At 72.6% G+C, this 8,687-nt stretch carries 7 protein-coding genes; 1 reads left to right on the top strand and 6 read right to left on the bottom strand.

What is annotated here, in order from left to right; genetic code table 11:
- A partial coding sequence (locus J0695_RS09355) for a cellulose binding domain-containing protein (RefSeq protein WP_372445732.1) occupies nt 1-655 on the bottom strand: 655 nt, incomplete at its 3' end.
- A 254-nt stretch (nt 656-909) separates the two neighbouring features.
- On the opposite strand from J0695_RS09355, the gene J0695_RS09350 reads away from it, so the two are divergent.
- The gene (locus J0695_RS09350; RefSeq protein ID WP_206961416.1) at nt 910-1,755 is read left to right on the top strand and encodes a GntR family transcriptional regulator; all 846 of its coding nucleotides are present in this window, start codon (nt 910-912) and stop codon (nt 1,753-1,755) included.
- Between the two features lie 19 nt (nt 1,756-1,774).
- On the opposite strand, the gene J0695_RS09345 is transcribed toward J0695_RS09350, so the two are convergent.
- The 5 genes from J0695_RS09345 to bdeA all read right to left on the bottom strand — a co-directional run bounded on the left by J0695_RS09345 (nt 1,775) and on the right by bdeA (nt 8,550).
- A complete protein-coding gene (locus tag J0695_RS09345) occupies nt 1,775-2,584 on the bottom strand; it encodes an endo alpha-1,4 polygalactosaminidase (RefSeq protein WP_206961415.1) in 810 nt (269 codons plus the stop codon).
- Nucleotides 2,585-2,742: 158 nt separating this feature from the next.
- Nucleotides 2,743-3,372 carry a membrane lipoprotein lipid attachment site-containing protein gene (locus tag J0695_RS09340; protein WP_206961414.1) on the bottom strand — a complete coding sequence of 210 codons (630 nt, stop codon included), beginning with the start codon at nt 3,370-3,372 and terminating at the stop codon, nt 2,743-2,745.
- A gap of 159 nt (nt 3,373-3,531) precedes the next feature.
- Nucleotides 3,532-4,791: a PucR family transcriptional regulator gene (locus tag J0695_RS09335; protein ID WP_206961413.1), complete on the bottom strand. Its 1,260-nt coding sequence runs from the start codon at nt 4,789-4,791 to the stop codon at nt 3,532-3,534.
- A 75-nt stretch (nt 4,792-4,866) separates the two neighbouring features.
- On the bottom strand, nt 4,867-7,473 hold the full coding sequence (locus tag J0695_RS09330) for a helix-turn-helix transcriptional regulator (protein WP_206961412.1): 2,607 nt from the start codon (nt 7,471-7,473) through the stop codon (nt 4,867-4,869).
- 180 nt (nt 7,474-7,653) lie between these two features.
- The gene (gene bdeA / locus J0695_RS09325; protein ID WP_372445733.1) at nt 7,654-8,550 is read right to left on the bottom strand and encodes a bis(hydroxyethyl) terephthalate hydrolase; all 897 of its coding nucleotides are present in this window, start codon (nt 8,548-8,550) and stop codon (nt 7,654-7,656) included.
- Nucleotides 8,551-8,687: the final 137 nt, after the last annotated feature.

Below are 8,687 nucleotides of genomic sequence, written 5' to 3'. Positions count from 1 at the left end.
CCGACCCGCCCACCACGCCGCCGGGAGGCGGCGTGGTGGGCGGGTCGGTGGGCGGGGTCGTGGGGTCGCTGCCGTTGCCCTCGGGTGCCGTACCCCACACGGTGGTACCGCCCACCGATGCGGTCACCTTCGACCAGTCGCCGTAGGCGGTCTGGGCCGCACTGAAGGAGTAGTCGTCGCTCTGATTGAGGGAGGCCCAGTTGGAGCGGAAGAAGCGCAGCTGCATGTCGCCGGTGTCGGCGCCGGCGGCGAGCGAGCCCGCACCCGAGGTGAACCCGATCTCCAGGTAGCGGTCGGCTGTCGCCGTGGGGTTGGCGAGGGTGCCGAAGGTGCCTGTGATGTTGGCGCAGCCCTTGACCGCCCAGGAACAGGCGAAGGTGTACGAGGCCCCGGCGTCGGCCTTGAAGTAGTAGCGGATCTTGACCTGGCTCAGCGCGACGGCGGCGCTGCCCGGGTTGACCACCTTGAACCAGGGCTCGGCCTGGTCGGATCCCGTCGAACTCTGCCGGTACTGGACCTTCACCGGCTGGGCCGCCGCGCTCGCGGGCAGCGCCGTGAGCGCGGCGCTGCAGAGGCCCGTCACGGCGGCGACTCCGATCGCCGCACGCATGATCGGGCTCGAGAACCGGGACGCCGAGCGAGGGGGTCTGTTCATCATCTGCCGGATTCCTCTCCAAGTGGGGGTGTTGCGGAGGGCAGGGCATGAGGGTGCGGGGCGTCCGTACCTGACCAATTGGACAGCTGACCAGTTGACGCTGGCAAGAAGGTGGCATAGACCACTGGGGGCGTCAAGTGTGTGAGAAAAGCCTGGAGTTGGGGGTTGTCGGGTTCTCGGGTCCGGTGAAGGTCGGTGCGCGGAGGGCTAGGATGGCGACCACGTACGTGACCAGTGGTAATGGAGGCAGCGGCATGGACAGCGGTGCAGTGGTCGGCCAGGCCGCCGTGCTCAAGCGCGAACGGGTCCGCGAGCATCTGCTCGGGCTGATCGAGGCAAGGCGTCCGGGAGACGCCATCCCCTCCGAGCGCACGCTCTGCGCGGCGCTCGGCGTCTCCCGGCCCACGCTGCGCGCCGCCGTCGACGAGCTGGTGGCCACGGGACAGCTGGTCCGCCAGCACGGCCGCGGGATGTTCGTCGCACCTGCGAAGATCACCCAGGAACTGGTCTCGGACGACGCCTCGTTCGCCGTCCCGCCGGCCAACGGCCACTGGTCGAGCAACCTCCTGGAACTCTCCACCGTCCAGGCGGGCGCCCGGATAGGCCGCAAGCTCCGGATGTCCCCCGCCGCCGAGCTGGTCTACATCGCCCGCCAGCGTCTGGTCGACGGAGCACCGATGGCCATCGAGCATCTGCACATTCCCGCCCGGCTGGTACCGGGACTGACCGCCGAGGAGCTGGAGGCCGGCGATCTGTACGTCCATCTGCGCGAGCAGCACGGGGTGTTCGTCCACGAGGCCGTCCAGTCGATCGAGCCGACCGTGGTCAACGAGGCCGAGGCCGCGATCCTCGACGTACCGGTCCTGTCACCGGCGCTGCTGATCGAGCGGCTGACGACCGACCGGTCCGGACAGCCCGTCGAGTACGTCCACTCCGTCTACCGCGGAGACCGCTACCGCATCGTCTCGCGACTGGCCCTGGGAACTTCGCTGTCGCACACACCGCAGCAAGGGCACCACCCCGGAATCCCGCCGGGCGACTTCGCGCACGGCGACATCATCACCTCGTCGACCACCGGGGACGTGCAGGGCCCGGCCTGACGGCCGGGCCTCGCCGGCTTCAGCAGGTCTGCCGTACGTATCCGCTGCTTCCCGCGGGCAGGACGTCGAGGTCGCGGCGGACGATGCTGAGCCGGCCGCCCCAGCCGGCGCAGGCCTTCGCCAGTCCCTTCGCCGTGTACTCGACGACGAGGACCCTGTCGTCGTACGCGGCGGCGTAGTCGCCGCATTCGTCGTAGGTCCCGCACTCCTCGGTGACAGCGAAGTCGAGGCCCGTCTCGTCGCGGGCGCCGGCCAGGTCGACGGTGTTCTTCTGTCCGACGGCCAGCCCCTTCCCGTGGGCGTGTTCGGTCAGCAGTCCGATGAAGGACTTCGCCTGCTGCGCGTCGAGGTACTTCGGGAAGCGCTCGTAGGTGTCGAGGTTGTCGGGCTCGACCGCCTGGTACCCCTTGTCCGCGCAGCCGTCGATCCAGGTGTTCACCTTGGCCGCGATGCGCTCGCGTTTGGTGGCGGTCCGCAGATCGAGGACGGCCTCGTTCCACTCGTCGTCGTAGACGATCTCTCCGCCGGCTGTGCGGAGGAGGAGATCGGGGTCCCAGTCGCCCTCGGCGTCCGGCTGGGCCTGGAAGGCGTTGACGTAACAGATGTTGTACGCGCCCGGGGCCGGTGCCGCCGTCCGGTCGCGGCTGATGATCGTGACGCCCGCGGGTGGTTCGTAGGCCCCGCCGATCTGGTAGTCGAATCCGCTGTGCGCGGGCGGAAGGGCGAACTGGTCGGACGGCGGTGTCGCGGCGCAGGCGGTCAGGAGCACTGCCGCTGCGGCAGCGGTGACGGCGGCGAAGGACCGGTGTGTGGTGGTGCGGAAGGGCATTGCCTTTGTTCCAGAGACGGGGGCACGTCCCCGCCTCGGACTCGGGCAACGATCCTGGCGACTCGGTCCGGACTCGCGGTGCGTGGGCACCGCACACCGGCTGGGCGTACCTCTGGCGCCTGGGCTCACGCCCGGCGCTTCGAGGAGTAAATCAGATGTCAGGGATTCAGCTGCCGCCTGACGTCGGCGACATCCGGTCCTGAGTCCTTCGCCGGGATCTCCCATCGGAAGGGGGCCTTCGTACCGTCGGTGTAGACCGCGCTGCCGCCCCGGGCCTGCGCCAGGGTCAGATCGAACACGGTGGCGCGCGGCTGGGTGTCGCCGGGCTGGATCTCACCGTGGCTGTTGTACGCACCGAGGGAGACCTGGGCCGAGTTGCCGTTCCCCGCGACCGTGGTCTGCCCGTCCGGCGCCAGCCACTTCCACCCGCCTGCGGCAGGTTTCTCCTCCTCCGCGGGGTTCGCGCTCAGGGACTTCTCCCGCATCGTCACGACGACGAAGGTGCCGTACTTCGACGTCACTCCGCCGCTCTTGCCGGTGTGGACGACCGTCGTCGGCGTGATCTCCAGGATGCCGACGGTCCTCGCGCCCACCGTCCGCGCGGGCGTACCGAGGGCCAGCGCAGCTCCTTCGGGCGCGGTGCCCGGGGTCTCGCCTCCGGAGGTCGCCGTGGCCGAAGGCAGTTTCTCCGGCGGCTTGTTGCCGGAGTCGTCCCCGCTGGAACTGTCGTTGCAGCCGGCCAGAGCGAGACACGCCACAGCGGTGGCGGCGAGCAGGATCTTGCGCATGGTTCCCCCAAGATGTCGGCACTCTCTGTGACCGTACCGATACGCCGTCCGAGGGCGGGGGCCTGTCGCGGAACTGGGACGAATGCGGGAGCCCTGTGACAATTCCTGGCGGCCACGGCGGCCTCGGCATCCCCTCGTCAATCGCCGGTCAATCGCCGGTCAATCGCCGAGCAGCCTCCGGGCGCCGAGTGCCAGCGCCACCTCGACCATGTCCCCGACCCGCGTGAGGCTCCGGCCGGTCAACTGCTCGAAGCGCCGCAGCCGGTTGAGGACAGTGTTGCGGTGGCAGTAGAGGCGGGCGCCCGCACGCGGCGCCGAACCGTCGGTCTCCAGCCAGACGGTGAGCGTGTCCAGCAGGAGGTCCCGGTCAGCGGGGTCGAGGGCGCGCAGTGGGCCGAGGACACGTTCGGCGAGCGCCTCGGCGAGTTCGGGCGACGAGACGACGAGGGCGTCCGGCAGGCGTTCGTCCAGGAGTACGGTGCCGCCGCTGCGGGGGCAGGCGCGCAACGCCGTGTCGGCGAGCCTGCGGGCCTCGGGGACGGCGGCCAGCCCCTCCACGGGCGAGCCGATCCCGGCGCGGGCCCCTGGCGGCAGGGCCAGAGTGGCGGCGAGCGCGGCCAGTTCGGCCGGGGCGCTTTCGGCGTCACCGAGGAGCACCAGGACGTACTGGGTTCCCGACCCGGAGTGGCGCAGTGTCCGCGTACCGGCCGGCAGCCTGGGCCGCGCGTCATCCCCCGCCAGGGCGATCACCGCGTACCACCCCTCCTGGGGCAGTCCGAGCGCGTCCGCGGCATCGGGGACGTCGGTGAGCCGGGCGCTTCCGTCGAACAGGCCTGCGGTCAGCAGACGCAGCCGGTTCTCGTGCTGCCAGGCCATGCGGCGCTCGGTGCGGCGGTACGCCTCGGCGACGACGCCGCAGTGCTCGTCGACGAAGTTCCACACGTCCGTGGCGACATGGATGAGCAGCCGCATGTCCTCGGGGCTGTCGCGCGATGTCTCCTCGACAAGTCCCTGCCACACCATCGCCCCGCCGAGCCGGAACGCGTGCAGCAACGCATCGAGCGGCAGGCCCCGTTCGGCGCGCAGCTCGGCGATCTGCGCGGAGGTGCGGTGCGCCGCCTCCCTGGTCTCCCTCGGCTCGAGGAGCGAGACGACGCTGTGCCGAAGCGAGCGCTGCACTTCCTGCCACACCTCGGCGGGATGGGACGCGATGGCCGCGCGGTAGGCGGGCTCCTGCTCGCGGAGTGCCGCGACGAGCCGGTCGGTCATGGCGGGCAGGTCGTCGAGGAGGATGCGCGCCGCCCGGTGGAGCACGGCAACGGCCTCGGCGTCGAGGAGCGAGCGCGATCCCCGTGCGAGCGGGGCCACGGCGGGCACCTCGTACAGGGTTCTGACCCGTGACCGCAGGACGGGTGGCATGGGGCCTCCGCGGGGAGTGTGCTCGCTGCCGTATCTTCCTGACGCCCGAAGAATGACATACCGCCTGGTCGGTACCTAGAGGTGTGCGGTAATCTCCTCATCTCGGCCGGGCCGGGCCCCCTCCCCGGCGAGCAGCCGCGACAGCTCCACACGGGACCGCACGCCCAGCGCGGCGAAGACATTCCGCAGATGGTGGTCGACGGTGCGGTGGCTCACCGAGAGGCGTACGGCCACTTCGCGGTTGGTGGCGCCCTCCGCGACATGGCGGGCGATGCGCTGCTGCTGCGGGGTCAGCGCGGCCAGCGGTCCCGGCTCCCGCTCCCCCGCCACCGACTCGCCCGCCGCACGGAGTTCACCGCGGCTGCGGTCCGCCCAGGCGCGCGCCCCGCACCGCTCGAAGGCGACCATCGCGTCGCGCAGCGGGTCACGGGCCTCGCGCGTACGGCGCCTGCGGCGCAGCCACTGCCCGTACAGCAGCTGGGTGCGGGCGCGTTCGAACTCGCCCGGCACACGGTCGTGGTGTGCGAGCGCGCTCTCGTACGCCGATGCCGCGCTCTGCGGCGGGGCCAACAGGGCGCGACAGCGCGCCAGTTGAGCCGGGGCCAACCGGTCGGCGGTCGCCGCGGTCCAGAGCGTGAACTCCTCCGTGGCCCGACGGGCATCGGCCGGCCGCCCCGCCTGGACGGCCGCTTCCACGAAGCACGGGACGGCCAGCATTCGCACGGCGAAGTGACCGCCCCGCGGCCCCGGTGCGACGAGCGGGGCGAGCCGTGCCGCGGCGTCGCCCGGTCGCCCCGCGGCGAGATCGGCGCGGGCGACCGCCCAGACGGCCAGCGTGGCGGGCTGAGTGAGGCCGTGCGGTCCCGCGCCCGCCGCCGCGGCCCCGGCGTGCGCGGCGCACGCTTCCTCGTCCCCCTCCACGGACGCGGCGAGCGCGAGGACGGCGTGGAGGGAGACAGCGACGTTGGGCTGCCCGATGCGGTGCGCGGCTCCGAGCCCCTCGACGGCGTGCGCCCTGGCCCGGGTGTGGCGGCCCGCGCGCAGTTCGCCGTACGCCAGGTGCTCCAGGGCGCGCGGCAGCAGGACTTCGGGACCGTACGCGCGGACGGCGGCCAGCGCCCTCGCGCCTGCCGCGCAGGCGGCTTCGACCTCGCCGACCACCAGAGCCGCGACGCCCGCACGCAGCAGCCCGGTCGGCTCGCCCGTCCTCGGTACGTCGCCCAGGCAGCGGCGCAACAGGTCGTGGCCCTGTTCGGTACGGCCCGCGAGGACCGCGCACATCCCGGCGCGGTACGCCTCCAGGGACGGATCGTCCGCACATACGGGGACCCGGGTCATCACCTCCAGATACGCGGCTGCGTCACCCATCGCCCAGGCCGCCTCCGCCGCGCCCATCAGCGCCCGGCGGGCCGGTTCGGGCGGGAGCAGCGCGGCCGCGGCCATGAGTGCCTCCCTGGCGTCGGCGGCAGGCCCGTCGGCGAGGGCGAGCAGCCCGCGCACCCGGTGGACGCCGCCATGGGCGGGGACCGCCCCGGTGCGCGCCAACAGGGCGCGGGCCCGTACGGGATCGCCCGCGAGCCGGGCCTCTTCCGCCGCGGCGGCGAGCCGGTCGGTGCGCAGCGCGGGGTCGGCGGTGAGCGCGGCGGCCCGGGCCAGGGCGTCGGAGCGCCCGGCGTGCGGGCGGGGCGCGGTCGCTTCGGCGACCAGAGCGTCCGCGAGGCGTGCGTCGTACCCCCCTGTCGCACAAGCCAGTTGGACCAGTCCGGACAGCCGGTCGCCGCAGACCGCGGCGAGGCCGGCGTGGGCCGCCCTGCGGCGGGCGAGCGGAGCCCGGCGAAGGAGGGCACGTCGCAGCAGCGGGTGGGTGAAGTGGATGCGCCCGCCTGCCGCGACGACCGCCCCGGCGGCTTCGGCGGGTCCGAGCCACGCGGGGTCGCCGCCTGCCCGTAGCAGCAGGGCCAGGTCCGCGCCCGTGCCGTCGGGTTCGTGCTCTTCGGCCGCCGCGGCGAGCAGCAGCAGCGCGCGGGCTCCGCCCGGCAGGCCGTCGATACGGGTCGCGTAGGCGTCGAGGACGCCCTCCCCGCCGGGCAGCGGATCGGGCAGCGGGCTGCGCCCGGCCAGTTGGGCGGGGTTGAGAGGTGCGACGAGTGCGGCGAGCAGGCGCGGGTTCCCCACGGCCTCGCGGATCAGCCAGGCCCTGACTACCGGATCGGCGGGACCGGGGGTGAGCCGGTCGAACACGGCGGCGGCCGCGATGTCGTCGAGCGGCCCCAGGCGCAGAGTGGGCAGTCCCGCGAACTCGTCGGCCCCCGGCCGGTGTTCGGCGAGGGTGAGCAGTACGGCGACGGATCTCCCGGCAGGCATACATCGAAGTTCCGCGGCGAGGGCGGCCCGCGCTGCGGGGGCCCAGATGTGGGCGTCGTCCACGCAGACGAGGATCGGCCCTTCCTGCGGCAGTGCTGTCCCTGCGGCCAGCTCGGCGGCGGGGAGCGGTGCGCGTGCCGCCTGCGCGTAATCCACGAGTGCGGTACGACCGAGGCCGGGCGGCGCGGTCAGCACGAGTACGCCGCCGCGGCCGGTCCGTAATCGCTCCACCAGGGAGTCCACGGCGGTCAGTTCCTCGCTCCTGCCGTGCAGGCCGAGGAGATGGTTCGCGCTGGGTACGGTCGCCGAAGGGGTCACGCCCGCACGTTACTTCCGCGTAAAACGACCCGGAAGGCACGCGTCCGCAGCGGTGTTCCCGGTGACCGCGGTGCTGGGCGGGCCCCCAGCACCTGCCGTGTCACGGTGTGCGCGGGCACAGCCGTCCGCCGCCGGTTCCCCGGCGACGGACGACCGTTGCCCCGTTGACCGGACCCGGGGTCAGGAGGTGTGCGGGCAGTTGCCCCGGTACTCGTCGATCGTCAGGCTCGGCTTCGGCAGCGGGCAGAGGAACTGCTCGTAGCGGGTGTCGCTGTCGATGAATCGCTTGAGCCACGAAATGCTGTACTTCGCGATCGTCGTGTTCGACGAGTTGGGCGTGAAGTGGGTGGCGTTGTTGAGCTCCAGGTACGCCTTGTCCAGCGTGCCGGGCAGCGACTGGTAGAACGGCTCGGAGTGGGTGGCGACGGGGGCCACCGTGTCACCGTCCGCGCCGATGATCAGGGTCGGCGTTCGCACCTCGGGCCAGGTCGTGTCGAGGTTCCAGCCCGTCAGCGGGATCGCCGCCTTCAGCGAGGTACGGCTCTTGGCGGCTTCCAGGGTGCCTCCGCCGCCCATGGAGTGGCCCATCACGCCGAGCCGGGAGGTGTCGATCCGGGTGCGCAGTGAGCTGGTCTTCGTCAAGTAGTCCAGTGCGGCGAGAAGTTGACGTCCGCGGCTGTCGGGCTGGTCGAGGGTGGTGAGGGTGTCGATGGTGAAGACCACGAAGCCCTGCGAGGCGAGCCGCGGGCCGAGCCAGGCGATGCTCGACTGGTACGCGGTGAAGCCGGGCGCGATGACGACCGCGCCGAAGGTGCCGTCGGCGGTGGACGTCGGGTAGTAGACGGTGCCGCCGCCGAAGCCGGACACACCGAGCGAGGAGACGCTGGTCTGCGAGACGGCGTAGGAGCCGCGCGCGGCCTCGATGCTGGTGACGCTCGGCGCGGGGCCGCGCTCGTACGGGTTGTCCGCCGCGGCGTGGGCTCCGGGGACGAAGGCGGTGCCGAGGAGGCCGGCGGCCGTCAGTGAGGCAGCGAGGAAGGCCCGTACCAAGGGGCGGGAGAAGGCGTGCGGTCGCAGGTGCACGGAGGGGTCCTCTCGGTTGTGGCGGAACCACGCGGGAGGACTGGGACACGCCCGGGTGGGGACCGCCGTGTGCGTTGGCGGTCCCCACCGTGGGGCTGCTGACGGTGTGTCGGCATCGGCGATTTCACCGG

The sequence above is a fragment of the Streptomyces beijiangensis genome, from assembly GCF_017315755.1.
In the GTDB taxonomy this organism is placed as follows: domain Bacteria; phylum Actinomycetota; class Actinomycetes; order Streptomycetales; family Streptomycetaceae; genus Streptomyces; species Streptomyces beijiangensis.
The sequence above is the reverse complement of the archived record's forward strand: the minus strand, read 5'-3'. Positions and strand labels throughout refer to the sequence as shown.